Origin of the sequence: Paenibacillus sp. FSL H8-0283 (assembly GCF_045040675.1) — a bacterium.
GTDB classification, from domain to species: domain Bacteria; phylum Bacillota; class Bacilli; order Paenibacillales; family Paenibacillaceae; genus Paenibacillus; species Paenibacillus amylolyticus.
The window spans coordinates 5,824,028-5,839,656 of sequence record NZ_CP150295.1 but is presented as its reverse complement, the minus strand read 5'-3'; the positions used below and the strand labels follow the sequence as shown (position 1 = coordinate 5,839,656).

The 15,629-nt window shown below is 46.6% G+C and carries 18 protein-coding genes and 1 other annotated feature; of the genes, 11 read left to right on the top strand and 7 right to left on the bottom strand.

What is annotated here, in order from left to right; genetic code table 11:
• The first annotated feature begins 70 nt into the window (after positions 1-70).
• From gnd to yunB, 3 genes are all read left to right on the top strand, one after another.
• A complete protein-coding gene (gene gnd / locus MHI52_RS25785) occupies positions 71-964 on the top strand; it encodes a phosphogluconate dehydrogenase (NAD(+)-dependent, decarboxylating) (protein WP_169480654.1) in 894 nt (297 codons plus the stop codon).
• 86 nt (positions 965-1,050) lie between these two features.
• Complete coding sequence (gene fsa, locus MHI52_RS25780; protein ID WP_405157875.1) at positions 1,051-1,695, top strand: fructose-6-phosphate aldolase; 645 nt, start codon at positions 1,051-1,053, stop codon at positions 1,693-1,695.
• Positions 1,696-1,958: 263 nt separating this feature from the next.
• Positions 1,959-2,837, top strand: a complete 879-nt coding sequence (yunB, locus tag MHI52_RS25775) for a sporulation protein YunB (RefSeq protein ID WP_074096394.1) — start codon at positions 1,959-1,961, stop codon at positions 2,835-2,837.
• 88 nt (positions 2,838-2,925) lie between these two features.
• On the opposite strand, the gene MHI52_RS25770 is transcribed toward yunB, so the two are convergent.
• On the bottom strand, positions 2,926-3,996 hold the full coding sequence (locus tag MHI52_RS25770) for a M23 family metallopeptidase (RefSeq protein WP_405157874.1): 1,071 nt from the start codon (positions 3,994-3,996) through the stop codon (positions 2,926-2,928).
• A 240-nt stretch (positions 3,997-4,236) separates the two neighbouring features.
• Here MHI52_RS25770 and lipA point away from each other — a divergent pair, with 240 nt between their 5' ends.
• Together lipA and MHI52_RS25760 are read left to right on the top strand one after the other, a co-directional pair.
• Positions 4,237-5,136, top strand: a complete 900-nt coding sequence (gene lipA / locus MHI52_RS25765; protein WP_017692371.1) for a lipoyl synthase — start codon at positions 4,237-4,239, stop codon at positions 5,134-5,136.
• Positions 5,137-5,150: 14 nt separating this feature from the next.
• Positions 5,151-5,570, top strand: a complete 420-nt coding sequence (locus MHI52_RS25760; RefSeq protein ID WP_235200693.1) for a YutD family protein — start codon at positions 5,151-5,153, stop codon at positions 5,568-5,570.
• Positions 5,571-5,598: 28 nt separating this feature from the next.
• Here MHI52_RS25760 and MHI52_RS25755 read toward each other — a convergent pair whose 3' ends face one another.
• Both MHI52_RS25755 and ylbJ read right to left on the bottom strand, forming a co-directional pair.
• Entirely contained in the window at positions 5,599-6,402 is an 804-nt protein-coding gene (locus MHI52_RS25755; RefSeq protein ID WP_036673293.1) for an NAD kinase, read from the bottom strand.
• Positions 6,403-6,506: 104 nt separating this feature from the next.
• Positions 6,507-7,760: a sporulation integral membrane protein YlbJ gene (gene ylbJ / locus MHI52_RS25750; protein ID WP_405157873.1), complete on the bottom strand. Its 1,254-nt coding sequence runs from the start codon at positions 7,758-7,760 to the stop codon at positions 6,507-6,509.
• Between the two features lie 152 nt (positions 7,761-7,912).
• Between ylbJ and MHI52_RS25745 the strand changes: the two genes are divergently transcribed.
• The 3 genes from MHI52_RS25745 (at position 7,913) to MHI52_RS25735 (ending at position 9,474) form a co-directional block, all read left to right on the top strand.
• The gene (locus MHI52_RS25745; RefSeq protein WP_155984997.1) at positions 7,913-8,077 is read left to right on the top strand and encodes a hypothetical protein; all 165 of its coding nucleotides are present in this window, start codon (positions 7,913-7,915) and stop codon (positions 8,075-8,077) included.
• A 244-nt stretch (positions 8,078-8,321) separates the two neighbouring features.
• On the top strand, positions 8,322-8,699 hold the full coding sequence (locus MHI52_RS25740; protein WP_076254602.1) for a globin: 378 nt from the start codon (positions 8,322-8,324) through the stop codon (positions 8,697-8,699).
• Positions 8,700-8,742: 43 nt separating this feature from the next.
• Positions 8,743-9,474, top strand: coding sequence for a DUF2225 domain-containing protein (locus tag MHI52_RS25735; protein ID WP_036605724.1), 732 nt, complete (start codon positions 8,743-8,745; stop codon positions 9,472-9,474).
• A gap of 12 nt (positions 9,475-9,486) precedes the next feature.
• Here the strand turns inward: MHI52_RS25735 and MHI52_RS25730 are convergent, their stop codons facing one another.
• Together MHI52_RS25730 and MHI52_RS25725 are read right to left on the bottom strand one after the other, a co-directional pair.
• Entirely contained in the window at positions 9,487-9,720 is a 234-nt protein-coding gene (locus tag MHI52_RS25730) for a hypothetical protein (protein WP_017692378.1), read from the bottom strand.
• Complete coding sequence (locus MHI52_RS25725; RefSeq protein ID WP_405157872.1) at positions 9,717-9,887, bottom strand: YycC family protein; 171 nt, start codon at positions 9,885-9,887, stop codon at positions 9,717-9,719. Before MHI52_RS25725 ends, MHI52_RS25730 begins: the two co-directional genes overlap by 4 nt.
• Positions 9,888-10,005: 118 nt before the next feature.
• Here MHI52_RS25725 and MHI52_RS25720 point away from each other — a divergent pair, with 118 nt between their 5' ends.
• Both MHI52_RS25720 and MHI52_RS25715 read left to right on the top strand, forming a co-directional pair.
• Positions 10,006-11,805, top strand: a complete 1,800-nt coding sequence (locus MHI52_RS25720) for a M3 family oligoendopeptidase (protein WP_405157871.1) — start codon at positions 10,006-10,008, stop codon at positions 11,803-11,805.
• Between the two features lie 288 nt (positions 11,806-12,093).
• The gene (locus tag MHI52_RS25715) at positions 12,094-12,504 is read left to right on the top strand and encodes a hypothetical protein (RefSeq protein WP_017692381.1); all 411 of its coding nucleotides are present in this window, start codon (positions 12,094-12,096) and stop codon (positions 12,502-12,504) included.
• 85 nt (positions 12,505-12,589) lie between these two features.
• On the opposite strand, the gene MHI52_RS25710 is transcribed toward MHI52_RS25715, so the two are convergent.
• Both MHI52_RS25710 and MHI52_RS25705 read right to left on the bottom strand, forming a co-directional pair.
• Complete coding sequence (locus MHI52_RS25710) at positions 12,590-12,823, bottom strand: alpha/beta-type small acid-soluble spore protein (protein ID WP_339297981.1); 234 nt, start codon at positions 12,821-12,823, stop codon at positions 12,590-12,592.
• A gap of 205 nt (positions 12,824-13,028) precedes the next feature.
• Entirely contained in the window at positions 13,029-14,003 is a 975-nt protein-coding gene (locus MHI52_RS25705) for an aldose 1-epimerase (RefSeq protein WP_307542250.1), read from the bottom strand.
• 245 nt (positions 14,004-14,248) lie between these two features.
• Positions 14,249-14,517, top strand: a binding site (T-box leader).
• A 74-nt stretch (positions 14,518-14,591) separates the two neighbouring features.
• On the opposite strand from MHI52_RS25705, the gene trpS reads away from it, so the two are divergent.
• The gene (trpS, locus tag MHI52_RS25700) at positions 14,592-15,584 is read left to right on the top strand and encodes a tryptophan--tRNA ligase (protein ID WP_036605729.1); all 993 of its coding nucleotides are present in this window, start codon (positions 14,592-14,594) and stop codon (positions 15,582-15,584) included.
• The last annotated feature ends 45 nt before the right edge of the window (positions 15,585-15,629 follow it).

The window sequence follows — 15,629 nt, the reverse complement described above, 5'->3', positions numbered from 1 at the left end:
GTTAAGCACTTATTTTTAATTTTGAACACAAATGAAATTTAAACATTGTTCATAACAGGAGGATTTTGAAATGAAACTTGGACTCGTCGGATTAGGAAAAATGGGATTGAACCTGGGTAGAAACCTGATTGATCACAAACACGAAGTGGTTGCTTTTGACCTGAACGCTGAAGCAGTAAAAGAAATGAAAGAATACGGCGCTGAAGGCGTATCTTCTTACGCAGAGATGGTGGCTTCACTCGAATCCCCACGGGTACTGTGGATCATGGTTCCCCACAACGTGGTAGATGCTGTACTGGCTGAAGTTAGCCCATTGTTGTCCAAAGGCGACATCATCATTGAAGCGGGTAACTCCCACTACAAAGAATCTATTCGTCGCTACGAAGAGATGAAACCTAAAGGCATTCACTACATGGATGCAGGTACATCTGGCGGTATGGAAGGCGCACGTAATGGAGCATGTTACATGATCGGTGGAGACCCGGAAGCTTGGGCAATCGTTGAGCCGGCATTCAAAGATACTTCCGTAGAGAACGGCTACCTGTATGCAGGTAAAGCGGGCAGCGGTCACTTCCTCAAAATGGTTCACAATGGTATCGAGTACGGTATGATGGCATCCATCGGTGAAGGTTTTGACGTATTGGAGAAAAGTGGATTTGATTTCGACTTCGAACAAGTGGCTCGTGTATGGAACAACGGTTCCGTTATCCGCTCTTGGTTGATGGAGCTGACAGAACGTGCCTTCTCCAAGGATGCAAACCTCGACGAAATTAAAGGTGTAATGCACTCTTCCGGCGAAGGACGCTGGACGGTAGAAACGGCATTTGACCTTCAAACCGCTACACCGGTTATCGCTTTGTCCTTGCTGATGCGTTATCGTTCCCTGGAAACAGACACATTCACAGGTAAAGTGGTAGCAGCATTGCGTAATGAATTTGGCGGTCACGCTGTAGAGAAAAATTAATTTTATATATAACTGTTAACATATGGTCAACATCGGGTAATGACTTATATCGTGTTTACGAATTCATCAAGTGGAGGTAACATATCATGAAATTTTTCTTGGATACAGGGAATGTGGAAGAAATCAAACGGATCGAACGTCTGGGTCTGGTGGATGGAGTCACGACTAACCCGTCTTTGATTGCCAAAGAAGGTCGCGTATTTAAAGAAGTCATTCAGGAGATCTGTGGCGTTGTTAAAGGCCCGGTCAGTGCTGAAGTCATCGGTCTCAAAGCCGAGGATATGTTGAAGGAAGCTTATGAAATTGCAGAATGGGCACCGAATGTAGTCATTAAATTGCCGATGAGCGAAGATGGGCTGTACGCTTGTCATGAGTTGACGCAAAAAGGGATCAAAACCAATGTCACGCTGATTTTCTCCGCAGCACAGGGCCTGATGGCGGCGAAAGCCGGTGCAACCTACATCAGTCCATTCGTTGGTCGCTTGGATGATATTGCGGTGGATGGTATGAAATTGATTCGTGATCTGCGTCTTATTCTGGACATGTATGATCTACCTTCCGAGATTATCGCAGCAAGCATTCGCAATATCAAACATGTAGAGGATGCAGCCCTTTCCGGTGCGCATATCGCCACCATTCCGGGTTCGCTTTTGCCGACACTTTGGAAACACCCACTGACGGACAGCGGGATTGAACGTTTCCTGAAAGACTGGGAATCTGTTCCGAAATAAAAGGATAGACATGGCCTGAATCTTTGGGTGGTCTGAACATAAAACCTTTTGCCTTGCAGATTAATCTGCGGGCGAAAGGTTTTTTTATCTCTGTTTATGTGTTTCCGATTTCCGAGTTAGTTTAGCCAATGAGGAGTACTCGTCCCTTTCATGTTGTTGTTACTTTCTATCCAGTGTCCATGTACTGTCCTTCTTTTTCGGGACAACGGTGCATAAGGTTAACATATAGCCTATAGCTCATCCCGTAGGGGAGGGACACTTCGATGATGAGAAGAAAATGGCGAAGCCGGAGACGCCGTAAGCCGCCAAGCGGCAAACGCAAAATGTGGTTGATCATTTTATTGGTCACCGCGTTTTGTTTGATGCAGGGCTTTGCTTATGTGGATAAAAAGATGAAGCCCCCCATCATGCACTTGGCCAAGATCAGAGTGAAGCAGATTGCGACCGAAGCGATCAATAAGGCGATTACAGCACAGGTTGCCGATGGCAAAACCAACGAAGGACTGATTGACTGGAAGACGGATACCGCCGGGAAAGTGTCCGGTTTCATGCTGAACTACAATGAGCATATGCGAATCACTGCAAGTACGATGAATATTGTGCAATCTACGTTGCAGAATGTACACATGTTAAAAGAAAAAATCCCGCTGGGGCAGGCGCTGGGCAGTCCGGTGTTGGCTTCATTTGGCCCGAGTATACCGGTTCGTATTGAGCCCCAAGGTGCTGTCAAAGTGGATTTGAACACCCGTCAACAGAATGCGGGTATTAACATGATTTTGGTGGAAGTGTACATTCACATCATTGCTGAGGTCGCGGTCGTGGTGCCCTTCGACATGGAACCCGAAACGGTCGATACGGAAATCCCGATTTCCTACCTTTTGGTTGTCGGGGATGTGCCAATGTATTATTACGATAATCAGGGCAAGCCAGTGGGCAGTAACGGTAGTAATGCCCCAGCTATTGCGCTGCCATCAGGTCATACGGGTGTATCAAGCGGTAATGGAGTAACTACGAATCCCCCTGGCCAGAATCAGCAACAGACGCCGTCAGACCATTTGCAAGGGAATGAACTTGAAATTGAGCCGGATGATCTGCCTGATGTGAATGGGGGATTGCAGCTCAATAAGGACGCGCACCCATGATACACACAAATTTGAATTGCAAAGCAAAGAAAGGGGCCTCTATTAAAGAGGTCCCTTTTTCGCTTTGCTGATCGTGCATATCCTCGTCTCACTTACTTTTCTTGTTCTTTTGTTTGCGTTCATCCTGTTCCCAATGTTTCAGCTGTGGATAAGGATCGAACGACCATTCGTGCAGTCCGCTATCCCGGTAGATTCCATAGTGCAGATGTGGAGGGAATTTACCCTGTGTCCCAGGTTTCCCGTAACCTGAACTGCCCACCCAACCTACGACCTGACCGGGGATCACAACTTCACCAATGCGTACACTTTTGTCAAAACCCGAGAGGTGGGCGTAGTAATGATAATGGTTGTTCAAATCCCGAATTCCGATGCGCCAGCCACCAAACGGGTTCCAGCCTTTGATTTCCACGACCCCGTAACAGGTACTGCGCACAGGCAGTCCATGCGGAGCGAAAATATCTGTTCCCTCATGAATGCGATAACCGCCCCAGCTTCTTTTTGTCCCCCAGGTACTACGATAGGAGTAGTTGGTTCCGAGCGGGACCGGAAAGGCATGTCCGAATAGATCCAGATTGTCAAAATGCTCATATAACTTCGCGAATTGCTGTATCCGTTGCACAGCACGGGAGTTGTGGTAATATTCCCACAAGGCAATGTTGAAGTCCTCTTGCTTGTTCCCGTAACCTTGAATAACAGAAGCCATGCTGTACAGCACATCCTGATCATTGTTGGCATCCGCTATACCGTCTCCTGAACCATCACGTCCATATCCTTTGAAAAAAAGAATGGATTCCGGATGTTGATCCGTCTCATCGGGATTTAGCCATCCTCTCCAGGCCGGAGGGGTCATGAAAATACCCGTAAGTCGCTCTGGATGCTTACGATCCTTTGGGTGTGCACGAGTAATCGTTCGTTCATACTGATCAATGGCAGCAAGCCTGTACCAAGGAATCTGGGTCATCTGACCGATGGTTTCATATAAATGGCGACGTGCAGCGAAAATTTCTGCGGGTTTTAATTCGGCAACCTGTGGTTTGGGAGCGGCCTGGGCGGGTTCACCGTAAACTTCAACAGGCAAGAATGGGAGAAGCAGAGTACCTGCAAGTAATGTTTTGATCCAAAAGCGGCACGTGTGCCTGAAGGTCAAGCGTTGTTGCACTGGGAAGCAACCCCTTTCCATTAGAATGATACAAGGTACCCGATGAACCAAGCTAAAGGTTAGCGTTCTTCAAAAGTTCTCATTTTATCCATGTAAGCTTTTGGGGGGAATCCAATTATACAAATTGTCCATATCGGGCATGAATGCACAAGATGTGACAAATTGGGGTTTTTCCAGCGCTTTCATGGTATAATATGTTCCGAGCAACAGCCTAACTTCAGTAGAAAGAAGGTTTATGCATTGGCTAAACGTGTTAAAGAACCGAAGCCGGATTGGATTCGGATCAAATTGACAACCGGCGATAACTATCAGGAAATGAAAACGATGATGCGTTCCAAAACGCTGCATACGGTATGTGAGGAAGCACGGTGTCCAAATATTTATGAATGCTGGGCCAATCGAACGGCCACTTTTATGATTTTGGGCGACATTTGCACAAGGGCATGCCGTTTTTGCGCGGTGAATACAGGCTTGCCAACGGAGCTTGATTTGCAGGAACCAGAACGTGTGGCGGAAGCAGCAGAGCAGATGAATCTGCAACACTGCGTAATTACAAGTGTAGCCCGTGATGACCTGAAGGATGGGGGAGCTACGATTTTTGCAGAGACCGTGAAGGCCGTAAGACGACGGTTGCCATTGTGTAGCGTTGAAGTACTCATTCCAGACTTTCTGGGCGATCGGGAATCTTTGCAGATTGTAATGGATGCCAAACCGGACATTCTGAATCACAATATTGAGACGGTTGAGCGGTTGTCAGACAAAGTGCGTGCCAAGGCGAAATATAAACGTTCACTGGAATTGCTTGCTCGTGCCAAAGAAATGCAACCTAACATCCCTACGAAATCAAGCATTATGCTTGGTGTAGGTGAGGAATATAATGAAATTTTATCAACAATGGATGATCTTCGTGCGGTGAACTGTGATATTATGACGATTGGTCAATATTTGCAGCCATCGGAGAAACATCTGTATGTTGAAAAGTATTATCCGCCAGAGGAGTTTGCTGCATTGAAACAGGAAGGATTAAAACGTGGGTTCAGCCACGTCGAATCCGGCCCGATGGTACGCAGCTCCTACCATGCGCATGAACAGGTGAAATCGGCTACCAAACATGCTGAACAGGCGGCAACACACGCGTGATGGAGGATACCGGATTGGAAGAAGAAAAAATCACAGAACAGATTCAGGACCAACTTCAGGAGCAGATCCAGGAGCCGGTTCAGGAATCAGTTGTTGAATCAGTTGAGGAAAAGCCCAAAGAACCGGTCATTGTACAGATCGGCGGCAAAAATTATGAAATCGTCCAGAACCACAAAGAGGGCTGGAATCCAGAGGTTTTCCGTGATCGTTACAGTGAAGTGCTGGAGCGTTATGATTATATTATCGGAGACTGGGGTTATAGCCAGTTGAGGTTAAAAGGTTTTTACCGTGATAACCATCCAAAAGCAACGAAGGATTCCACGATTGCCAGTATGGTGGATTATATCAATGAATATTGTAACTTTGGCTGTGCGTACTTTGTGCTTCAGAAGAGCAAGGATCAACCTCAAGCCAAAGCAAAAAGCGGTTCCTGAGAAGGACCGCTTTTTTGGTGTGTTTATTTTAGTCAAGAAATGCCGTGCGAACCCGGTTCCAGAATGGATAAGGGCGGAAACGTGCGAAACTGACCTTGTGACTGGATACCTGACAACGGACGGAGATCAGATCCTCCACCATCACATTCACATGATCAATCGTCATCAATAACCGCTGATCCTTGCGGGAGAAAATATCACAATGATGATGCTTGGGCAAAATAACCGGTGAACCAAGTGTACGATAGACCCGGTTATTAATCGATGCAATCTCCGCAATCTGAATCGCCTCGATGGTTGGATGAACCATGGCACCGCCAAGGGCCTTGTTGTATGCCGTGCTGCCTGATGGCGTGGATACACAGATGCCATCCCCACGGAACATCTCAAATGTCACATCGTTAATATCGACCTGGGCTACGACGGTACCGTCTACACCTTTTAACGTAAATTCATTAAGGGCGATGTAAGAGGAATTCCCCGACTTTTTACGAATCTCAAGCTCCAACAGTGGGTATTGTACAATACGTGGTTTGAGACGCTCCGGATCTCCCTTGCCACTCATCAGCCTGACTAACTCCCGTAATTCTTCCTTCTTCCAATCGGCGTAAAAGCCGAGATGGCCTGTATGAACCCCAACAAAAGCAATATCCGGAATACGGTCGATGAAATTGTGAAATGCCTGTAGCATCGTACCATCGCCCCCGATGGAGATAACAATCTCCGGCGATTCTGCATCCAGCTTGAACCCTTCTTCCTTCGCCAGCGCGTGAAACTGCTGACTGAGATCAATCGATAACTGGTCTCCGCGGTCTTGAACATAGTATCTCAAGATGAAAGCTCCTTTGTGGTCATTATACTACCGATGATAATCAATTCCGCGGAAGAACACAACGTTTGGGCGCATATTCAGTTAAATATAGATGAATCGTTCACTTATTTTTTGGTATGTCGTCTAGGCTTGAGAATGGAACTTAATATCGCAAGGAATAACAACAACACGATGAGGCTTACAAAAACAATCATTCCGGATAAGAAAATCAGTCCCCAGTCCGGTGTATACGTTGATAACGATGGGATGAAACCGGGCTCCATGAGAACGGGTGAAGAGGAACGCCCCATCAGGGGTGTCCACAACAGCAGGACCAGCATAGGTGCGATTAGCGCATGGATTGCTCTGGCAAATAGAAATGGACCGTATCTCATGGGTGTGTTGCTAAGAACACTCATAATCTGTGCATGGACGGATAATCCACCCCAAGAGAGAACAAAGGCTGCTGCTGCTACTTTATAGACGAGTGGGATGGATGCCCCGGCACTCCCAGCCTCTTTGTTCCCCAGCGTTACTTCAAACAGCCCACCGACCAAGCTAGGAGATAAGGATGGAGGCAGTCCGCTATGTCGTAACAATTGCTCGGTTATCCCGTATAATCCGCCAAGCCAACCGGTCTGGACAAGTAGCTCCATCATGACCGAGAAGAATACAACCAGCCCTCCTACGATAATAATAAGGCGAAGGGATGAGGAGACTGCCTGGCGCAGCAGTTCACCAAATGCCCGTCCGTCAGCTTTTCTTGCTTCATGCATCGCATAGATGGCCCGGACCAGTCTGTTTCTAGGTATCCCCTCCGATGGAGATCCAGAAGAACTGTCTGGGTGTGAGCCTTTTGCTGTACCCCCGTGAAAACGCATGAGCATACCCACCAGAAAAGCTGCAGCGTAATGGCTCGCAACCAATACTGGAGCAATGGCGACATTATGGAAGAATCCAACCGATACCGCTCCAATCATGAAGATCGGATCGGATGATGTAGTGAAGGCAACGAGCCGTTCTCCTTCTTCCCGGGTAACCAGCTTTTGTTCCCATAACTGAGCGGTCAGTTTCGCCCCTGTAGGATAACCGGATGCACAGCTCACGGCAAATACAAAACCACCGCTTCCGGGAACACGAAACAATGGACGCATCAGTGGATTCAGCAAGGTACCTAGAAAATGAACAATGCCAAAGCCGAGCAGCAGCTCGGACAGCACCAAAAAAGGAAAAAGGGAGGGAAACAATACGTCCCACCAGATGGACAGTCCACGTACACCTGCATGCCAGGTTTCCGCTGGATACAAGACCATTAACACACAAAGGATCAGGAGAGCGAGTGTGACCAGAACATGGGTGAGTCGTTGTGAAGCAGCCATGAATTCTTCTCCTTTATATTTGGAATGGTCGGTGTGCGGAAGTCTGTGATGTTATTGCCATCAATATATGAAAAAAAGTGGACAAACAGTACAAAATTATACGTAGAAAGCGCTTGCAAAAGTGGCTGTGTTTTTGAGTGATGTGTGCTAAAATGAGAAAAACGCCTGAACGTCACCTAATTGTCTCCAAGGTGGAATTCAATTCGGATGGAGTGATGATCATGAGTCTTGTCACCGGAATCCTGGTCTGTGCTTTTGTATATGTGATACGTGCCTCGCTGGTACGCTCTGAGGAAGAGGACTGGCGGAGTTATTAATGAAATATCTAGTGCGCCAACCCAAGCGGTTGGCGCTTTTTTTGTGTTATGTTTCGAATAAGGTCCTATATACAGATGGCAGGTTACATGTCCTGATGATTTCATGTTATATAGGACTTTTTGGTTTTTTTTGATAGAATGGAGATAGAGGCTTTTGTGGCCTGGATATTGTTACTGTTTTCACAATGTTCACGGAACGTGTAATATATGGCAAAATTCGACATCAGAAAGGGGAATCAGACGAATGAATCCCAGTTTGAGTATTTATGACAATCTTGGCGGTGAGAAAGGTGTTCGCGCACTGGTCGAGGCTTTCTATCCGATCGTTCAGCAGAATGAGCAGCTGGCTCCGCTTTTCCCGGAAGATATTCAGCCGGTCATCGACAAGCAGTATATGTTTTTGTCTCAGTTTTTTGGAGGACCAGGGCTGTTTTCCGAGGCGTTTGGACATCCAATGATGCGTGCCCGTCATATGCATTTTGAAGTGACGGTTGAACGGGCTGAGGCGTGGCTGGCATGTATGGATCAAGCCTTAACACAGATTGGTGTGGAGGAGCCCTTGCATGCGTTTATCCTGCAGCGTTTATCCGGGCCTGCACATCATTTTGTGAATACACCGTAGATCCGAATATGATTACAAGCGTACGGGAGAGGGATGGAAGAGATTGGAATTAGAGCCGCTGTATAAGGTGAAAGTGACCTGCCATTATTGCGAAACCGAGTATGAAACCTCACGGGTAAGACCGAGTTTGAAAAGGCCCTACCGGACGGATTCGGATTTTTGTGCTTACTACAAGCTGGAGAATCCAGATTTTTATGTGGTTCGCATCTGTCCGCAGTGCGGGTTTGCCACGACGGAGAACGCAACGGAGCATTTAAATGATGCTCAGCGCAAGGCATTTAAGGAACAGATCGGTAACCGCTGGGTTAAACGTGATTATAGCGGAGCACGAACACTGGAACAGGCGCTGGCTACGTACAAGCTTGCCTTGCTGTGCGCACAGGTTATCCGGGAGAAAGATCGTGTCGTCGCTGGTCTGTTGCATCATATAGCTTGGTTGTATCGTTATATGGAGGACCATGCACAGGAACATCGTTTTCTTGAATTTAGCCTGGAAGCCTATGTGAAGGTGTTCGAACGTGAAGGAACGGGTGGCAATGAAGCCAAACTGTTGTATTTGCTCGGGGAATTGAACCGCAGGGTAGGCCGGTTTAATGAAGCAGTGCAATGGTTCAGCAAGGTCATTCATGACAAGCGGATCACAGATGCGGCCATGATTCGTGCTTCAAGGGAACAGTGGGCCGTGCTGCGTGAGCAGATGATTTCAAGTAAGTTGGAACTCCCTGAAGAGATGCTGGAAACAGACAAAGAGGCTGCAAAGCGCAGCCCCCTCTAGGTTGATCTTACATTAGTTACGGACAGGACGGCTGGATAACAAATAGTCACTGTCGTTGTCGATCACGGTCATGCTTGTATTACAGCAGGGAAAGACCAGTAATTTCTTTTTGCCTTCGCGAATGAGCACAAGCTCTTTGGGTTTGAGGGGGAGCAGCACGTTGCTTGCGTGACAGTAGGGACATTGCTGTACATAGATGTCTCCCATCACAATATCGTAAGGCCAGCTGTTCTCAAACGGAATCATTCTTGTTCGCCTTCTGGTGCGGAAGGGTTGGAGGTTTCTTGTTTGGCGAGTTCCGCAATCTTCTGCATCAGGATATGTTGGGGCATGTGCATCAGGTGCTCCAAAGGTACGCCCAGGGATTCTGCTAATTTGACGGCTGTATCAGCCGATACTTGTAAAGGTTTCATACGTTTACCTCCTGAAGGTTGCTATAAGTATTTCTCTAGTATAGAGATATGGCTGACAGAAAACCAGTTTTTAATTCAATCCTAACCATCCAATTTATAGAGAGAGGTGCCTTATTAAATGAAAACGCCATTACACCCCGTATGGGACCTGGAGTCCATTTTTAGTGGAGGTTCTTCCTCCGAGACATTTGCTACGTATCTGATTGAACTGGAAGAGGATGTACGTAAACTGCAACATCTGTTGAACGAAACAGCTGCACCGACTTCATTAGAAGAGACGGCTGCATTTGATCCGATTTTGGAACTGCTGCAAAGCTGTTATATCCGCATATCGGAAGGATCTGCGTTTGTATCCTGCCTCTCATCGCAAAACCAGAAGGACAAAAAGGCAACGCAGCTTCAGGGCGCCATCAGTTCTATTGCAGCGATGCTGAACGGCAGCAAATCGAAGTTTGATAATACACTCAGTCAGACATCGGATTTGGTGTGGGACGCTTGGGTTGCTCGGGAAGATATTCAGCCGCTGGCATTTGTACTGAACGAGAGTCGCACGCTGGCTCGTGAGAAGCTGTCGCCTGAACTGGAAGGCCTTGCACTGGATCTGGGTGTGGATGGTTACCATGGTTGGGGCAAATTCTATAACACGATTGTCAGCAAGGTGAACATTCCATTTGAGCAAGATGGGGAAACGGTGATGCTCTCCGCAGGACAGGCTGCCAACAAGCTGAGCGATAGTGATCGGAATGTACGCGAGACGGTATTCGCAAACTGGGAGCAAGCTTGGACTGATGTCGAAGATTTCTGTGCTGACACGCTGAATCACCTCGCGGGATTCCGTCTGAAGTTATATGAGAAACGTGGCTGGGATGATATCCTCAAAGAACCTCTGGCCATCAACCGGATGTCACGTCAGACATTGGATACGATGTGGGATGTGATTAATGGTGCCAAACCTGCACTTGTTCAATATCTGGAGCGCAAGGCAGAACTGCTGGGGGTAGACAAGCTCAGCTGGAGCGACGTAGATGCACCTGTAGGTAAATCAAGTGGCAAAATCACTTACGATGAGGCAGCCATCAATATTGTTGAACAGTTTGCCAAGTTCAGTCCTAAACTTTCCTCGTTTGCAGAGATGGCTTTTGAGAAACGCTGGATCGAAGCAGAAGACCGTCCTGGCAAGCGTCCAGGCGGATTCTGTACGTCTTTGCCACTTAGCAAAGCAACCCGAATTTTCATGACCTTCTCCGGGACACCATCTAATGTGTCGACTCTTGCGCATGAACTTGGGCATGGATATCATCAACACATTATGGAAGAGTTGCCTGCATTGAATCAACGTTATGCGATGAATGTGGCTGAGACAGCGTCCACGTTTGCTGAACTGATTGTAGCAGATGCCCTGGTGCAGGCGGCAACAGATGAGCAAGAGAAGCTGGCTTTGCTGGAAGACAAGATACAGCGAAGTGTGGCTTTCTTTATGAACATCCATGCCCGGTTCCTGTTTGAGAATCGTTTCTATGAACAACGCAAAAAAGGTCTGGTCAACGCGGATGAATTATCCAAATTAATGGTGGAGGCGCAGCAGGAAGCGTTCTGCGGTGTACTTGCATCAGATCATCCTCATTTCTGGGCATCCAAACTGCATTTCTATCTGACGGGTGTGCCATTCTATAATTTCCCATACACGTTCGGTTATATGTTCAGTGCGGGAATCTATGCGAGAGCACAGCAAGAAGGAACGGCATTTGCAGATAAATACGATGATTTGTTGCGGGATACAGGGCGTATGACGGTTGAAGAACTTGCTCAGAAACATCTGGGTACGGACCTGACACAACCGGAATTCTGGCAAAATGCTGCGGACTTGGTTATTGCCGATATTGAGCAGTTTCTGCAGATGACAGCAACCGAAAAATAAGTTGAATATAATAGGTTGAATATATATAAAAAGGCTGCAATTCCGTGTTAACAGACACAGGATTGCAGCCTTTTTTTGTACAGAATCCTCATTTTTGATTCTCGAAGATTTTGTCGTAATTAATTGAAAAAGCTCAGTTTAAGGGAGTGGAATGGCAATTAATTGTGCAAATCATAGTTAGAAATACCCAACTTTGCCTTTCTTTGTTGAACGAGCACATATGATGTCATATAATGAGTCGTAAGTCCTTGCTTTATAGGACTATAAGCATATAAGGAGAGTGTTAATATGAAAATTGATGAGCTTTCATTAGCGAGACAGTTGGATCTGGTATTCAAAGAACTTGATAATGAGTTATCAGGGTTAGATTCAGGGGTAGTTTTTGTGCAAATACGAAACAACGTAATTGGGAAATTCGGTATTCGACATAATCCGATAGCTGGACGAGATGGGCAGATGGATGTGGAGGAAGGAGGGCTAAACGAAACCCAGAGAACTTCTTTCCGGGCAATGGCACTGGAGACGTTGAAATTCAAACGTAATTGGACACATGGCGAAATATCGTACGACTTCACAGTAAGACAAGGTATGATTTTGGTAGATGCAACGATGGAGTCTAATTACAATATGGCGAGCCTGATGATTCGTTACCCTAGAACCAATACATACAAGGATTCAGATATGGAGTCGACCTCCTAATTAGTTGCACAAGAGAAAGCGGCACTTCCGAAGAAGGCCGCTTTTACTTTTGGATTCTGCTTAGGCTCAAGCAATAATTACGAGCTTACGAACGACCCGATAATTGCTGCTCAGCGATTTGCACCAGACGTTTAGTGATGTATCCACCCAGAGAACCTGTCTCACGGGAAGTATAGTTACCGTAGTAACCATCTTGTGGAATAGTTACACCCAGCTCTTGAGCAGCTTCAATTTTCAATTGTTGCAATGCTGCTGTTGCTTGGGGAACGACCAGGTTGTTGGAGCGGCTACCGCTACCTTGGTTTTGATTTCCGTACATATGTGTCACCTCCTTATGGGTTGGTGATGTTAGTATGGTTAGAGAATACGGAAATATACATGATATGGCGTAAGGGAAAATATGGATAAATATCAGTGCACAGGACACATAAAAAAGCCGACCCAATGCGGGTCGGCAAGTTGTATTTGGATATCAAAATATAGGGTGATATGCGTAAAAGCAAAGTAGAGCATGATCAGCTCGCTTAGTCTGTAGGAGGTATAACCTCAATACGTGTAAATAACTCAACAGGCTGTTCCGGTTCCAAGCGAATCAACCCGGTTTGTTCATCCGATAAAGCCAAATTAGGTGCATCCGGGAGCCAAGTGTACGGTTCAATGCACAAGAACTGATCGGATTCACCTTTGGTGAAGAGAACCCAATGTTTGAAAAATGTTTCATCTGCTGAATATTTCAATGTATACCCATCTTGCCTGCGTAAGTAAGCCGTAGCCGGTTCACCTTCGGTAGCTTTCAACAGGGTATCCCAGTTACGTCCCTGCAAATTGATGCCTTCGTTCAGAGCAGACCATTCACCCAGGGATTCCAGTTCACCTGTCGGTAGTTGTTCTTCATTCTGTCCGTATATTCCGGAAACAGGCAGTTGCAGTGTCCAGTCGGCAGGTTTGCCGTCTAACAAAAACCATGTATGATATCCCATCCCAAAAGGAGCAGGTGTTGAGCTCAGATTGGTGACTCGCAGACGCTGGCTAAATACAGCGTTTTGCAGACTGAACGTCATCTCAAGTTTTAGGGGAATCGGGAATTGGGCCATCCAATGCTCTTCATTTTCGGTCAGTAATTCAGTCGTAATTGCACAGCCGTCTTCATCTTCCTCAATGTCACTGACACACCAGGATTGGGTACGGTGGAGACCGTGAATATGGTTGTCATTCGCCGTGTTCTGATCAAACTGGTAACGAACGCCTTCATATTCGAATTGTCCACGATGAATGCGCCCTGGTGGAATCAGGAGAGGAACGCCAAAATGGTACGGCTTCTGCAGATAAAAGGCAAGATCGTCTTCATCCGGACGGCGGACGACATCTCTGTCCTGCACTAAATCGCGAATAGAAATAATATTATTTCCAAGACGCGGCAGCAGGGTGATTTCCAATTCACGGCTATGTAGGATATACGTGTCGTAACCATTCCATTGGCCTTTGGTCACTTGTTTCATATCGATGCTCCTTTTCCCACTTGAAATCTGTCTGCAAGCAGTTGTGATGAAGCTACTGCTGCAGGCGTGTCGTTGTGTACATGCCAGCTATTTCCTGCGCTATTTCGTGTGAAGCAGGCAACAGGATAAGCAATTCCATCATAACAGATTTTGATGTCTCGGGTAAAAAAGTTCAACTCATTTTGACATTCACGCCTGTGCGCATTAAGATGGAACTCTGAAAGCATTTATTAGAATTAAATGACATGAAATCGATGACAGGGATAAGTAGGCCAAGAGAATCCTCTCCAGAAAGCCGGTGGTTGATGTGAACCGGTGTGAGCTCTTTACCGAATGGACCCTTGAGTGTAGGTTTGAACAGGTTAAGCCAGAGATGGGCTTGCCCCACTAGAGTCTGCCGTATAATCCACGTTACGGAACAATGAAGGCATTTCTTCAGCTTGACTTGATTTCAGGGTCAGGAGCAATCGAAGAAAAGCGAATAAGGGTGGCACCACGGTCTCACGTCCCTTGCGGATGTGGGGCCTTTTTGCGTTCGCAGAGAATGGCAGGAGTTTTTTATATACAATCAGGGAGGCGTTATGTGTAATGAAAACAGTACTTTCAGGTATTCAGCCAAGCGGTAAGCTCACATTGGGCAACTATATTGGTGCAATCAAAAATTTTGTAAAACTCCAGCATGACTATCAATGTCATTTCATGGTGGTTGATCTTCACGCCATCACCGTGGCTCAGGAGCCAGCAGCATTGCGTGAACAGTCGGAAGCGGTAGCTGCGCTGTTTATTGCAGCAGGCATTGATCCGTCGAAATCTAACGTATTTCTGCAATCCCATGTACCGCAGCACGCGGAATTGGGCTGGTTGATGACAACGCTGACCTCCATGGGTGAGCTTGAACGCATGACTCAGTTTAAGGATAAATCATCCGGTAAAGATTCCGTTGGTGCCGGACTGTTTGTGTATCCATCATTAATGGCGGCTGATATTTTGTTATACAATGCTGACCTTGTACCAGTAGGTGAGGACCAGAAGCAGCATCTGGAACTGACACGTGATCTGGCAGGACGTTTTAACCACCGTTATGGGGAGTACTTCACCATTCCAGATCCGTATATTCCGCAGGTGGGTGCACGGGTAATGTCACTTGATGATGCCTCTTCGAAAATGAGCAAAAGTAACCCTAACGCTGGCAGCTATATTGCCCTGCTGGATCCGCCGGATGTGATTCGTAAAAAAATCAGCCGTGCCACTACAGATTCGGGACGTGAAGTCGTATATGATCCGGCAAACAAACCGGAAGTCAGCAATCTGATGAGTATTTATGCTGAATGTGCAGGTATGACGCTTAAGGAAGTAGCTGAGCGTTATGAAGGCAAGATGTATGGTCCGTTCAAAAAGGAACTGGCTGAAGTGGTTGTATCTGTGATTGAACCGCTGCAACAACGATATAATGAGATTCGTGAGTCTGGCGAATTGGCGGATGTTCTGGATACGTCAGCCCGTCGTGCAGAAGAAGTTGCTGCTCAAACGTTGGATGCAGTGAAAGAACGTATGGGATTTGTTCCGAGACGTAAACAGTAGCCCTGAACAAGATCTTCATTTCATGCAATGAATAGTTAACATAAA

Bases quoted from the DNA above. Each gene is read 5' to 3' on its own strand.
- gnd (WP_169480654.1), top strand. From the start codon at position 71: ATGAAACTTGGACTCGTCGGATTAGGAAAAATGGGATTGAACCTGGGT.
- fsa (WP_405157875.1), top strand. From the start codon at position 1,051: ATGAAATTTTTCTTGGATACAGGGAATGTGGAAGAAATCAAACGGATC.
- yunB (WP_074096394.1), top strand. From the start codon at position 1,959: ATGATGAGAAGAAAATGGCGAAGCCGGAGACGCCGTAAGCCGCCAAGC.
- ylbJ (WP_405157873.1), bottom strand. From the start codon at position 7,760: ATGGCTGCTTCACAACGACTCACCCATGTTCTGGTCACACTCGCTCTC.
- MHI52_RS25745 (WP_155984997.1), top strand. From the start codon at position 7,913: ATGAGAAAAACGCCTGAACGTCACCTAATTGTCTCCAAGGTGGAATTC.
- MHI52_RS25740 (WP_076254602.1), top strand. From the start codon at position 8,322: ATGAATCCCAGTTTGAGTATTTATGACAATCTTGGCGGTGAGAAAGGT.
- MHI52_RS25730 (WP_017692378.1), bottom strand. From the start codon at position 9,720: ATGATTCCGTTTGAGAACAGCTGGCCTTACGATATTGTGATGGGAGAC.
- MHI52_RS25725 (WP_405157872.1), bottom strand. From the start codon at position 9,887: ATGAAACCTTTACAAGTATCGGCTGATACAGCCGTCAAATTAGCAGAA.
- MHI52_RS25720 (WP_405157871.1), top strand. From the start codon at position 10,006: ATGAAAACGCCATTACACCCCGTATGGGACCTGGAGTCCATTTTTAGT.
- MHI52_RS25715 (WP_017692381.1), top strand. From the start codon at position 12,094: ATGAAAATTGATGAGCTTTCATTAGCGAGACAGTTGGATCTGGTATTC.
- MHI52_RS25710 (WP_339297981.1), bottom strand. From the start codon at position 12,823: ATGTACGGAAATCAAAACCAAGGTAGCGGTAGCCGCTCCAACAACCTG.
- MHI52_RS25705 (WP_307542250.1), bottom strand. From the start codon at position 14,003: ATGAAACAAGTGACCAAAGGCCAATGGAATGGTTACGACACGTATATC.
- trpS (WP_036605729.1), top strand. From the start codon at position 14,592: ATGAAAACAGTACTTTCAGGTATTCAGCCAAGCGGTAAGCTCACATTG.